The organism is Fulvivirga aurantia, assembly GCF_009711475.1.
GTDB classification, from domain to species: Bacteria; Bacteroidota; Bacteroidia; order Cytophagales; family Cyclobacteriaceae; genus Fulvivirga; species Fulvivirga aurantia.
Window position 1 is genome coordinate 1 of sequence record NZ_SMMD01000303.1, and the last position, 1,645, is coordinate 1,645.

Genomic DNA, 1,645 nt, shown 5'->3' on the forward strand with positions numbered 1-1,645 from the left:
AAAATAATAATTTTTAAATCTAACCAAAAAGATTGATTCTGTACGTAGAAAAGGTCATACGAAAAACGTTGCTCCCAACTCACCATATTCCTGCCATGTACCTGTGCCCATCCTGAGATACCCGGTTTAACTAAATGCCTTTGTCGTTGGTCATCGGTATAAAGGTCTAAATACTCTGTAAGCCATGGTCTGGGACCTATAAACGACATCTCACCCCGGAGTATGTTAATTAATTGAGGTAATTCGTCCAATGATGTTTTTCTTACAAAGCTCCCTACCCAAGTAAGCCTGTCTCTATCAGGAAGCAAACGACCCTGAGCGTCTCTCTCATCGGTCATGGTTTTAAATTTAATAAGAGTGAAAATTTTTTCTTTATACCCTGGTCTTGGTTGCATATAGAAAACACTACCTTTTTGAAAGGTAAAAAGCAAAACCATCACTAGTAAAAAGACCGGACTGAGGATAATTATAGCCAGGGCTGCAACTATTTTATCAATAAAAGGTTTTGTGAACTTACCGTACATTATGTAACGTTAGTAACCTTCTATATTCTTTCAAAATACTATTCCATACATGTTTTTGGTCGAATTTTGATAATATCATTTCACGAGAGTTTTGGCTTAAAGCGTTTCTAGTAGGAGCATCTACCAAATCTGTCATTGCTTCGACTAATACCTCAATCTTCTTAGGCGGAACTAATAGACCGTTTTTTCTGTGTGAAATTAACTCATTACAGCCATTAATATTAGTTGCAATGATGGGTAGATTAAAACAACCGGCTTGCATTACAACATTGGGAAAACCTTCTCTATAACTTGGAAAAACAAAAACATCGCTTAAAGCTAAATAGGGTCGAATATCTTTTTGAAAACCAACCGCTTTAATCTTGTCATTGAGTTCTATTTCTCTCTTAACTTCATTTAAAACCGGCTCTCTCTCATCTTCAAAATCTCCCACAAGAAGCAAATAAGACTCTTTATCCACCCCTGAATTAAATTTGACAAATGCATCAACCAACTCGTTAATACCTTTATCTCTTACCAGCCTGCCAACAAAAACATATACTAATGCTTGATCAGGTATATCTAGCTCCGATCTTAACTCACATGCCTTTGCTTTGACATCACTTTCTAATGAAAAATAATCTCCATTTATTCCATTAGAGCTTCCGTTAGCTATAACCCTAGTTTTCTTATTGTATTTTTTGAAGCCTTTAGTAATCCAATCTCTAAGTTTAAAAGAGTTAGGATATACATTCGTAGCGCATTTATATGTTATTCTCTCAGTAATTTTAAGAATGTGTTTGGAGATACCTCTTGCCTCCATAAGCGGCATACCAGCTACGGTATGCATGCGTATAGGTACATTACAAACCCAGGCTGCTATCATGCCGAGTAGTCCTGCTTTTGGAGTATGAGTATGAACTATATCAGGATTTATTTTTTTCATTAACCTGATAAGCTGTATCAAGGCTATCAGATCCTTAAACGGACTTATTGTGCGAGTAAAACCTATTTGGTGATGAGTTGTATATCTTGTTATTTCTTTTACTTCTTTTCCGTTCGCACTTGCTGTATGCACTTCAAACCCATGTGATTTCATGAATTCTAATTGACCATTAAGCAATACTTTCAGAGATATAGGG

General features: G+C 36.0%; 2 protein-coding genes. Both read right to left on the bottom strand.

The window, feature by feature from the left end; genetic code table 11:
* Positions 1 to 524: sugar transferase (locus E1176_RS01315; RefSeq protein WP_155208780.1), on the bottom strand; the 524-nt coding region annotated here is incomplete at its 3' end.
* Positions 514 to 1,645, bottom strand: a 1,132-nt coding sequence (locus E1176_RS01320; protein WP_155208781.1) for a glycosyltransferase family 4 protein, incomplete at its 5' end; no start/stop codon positions are given. The genes E1176_RS01320 and E1176_RS01315, both read right to left, overlap by 11 nt.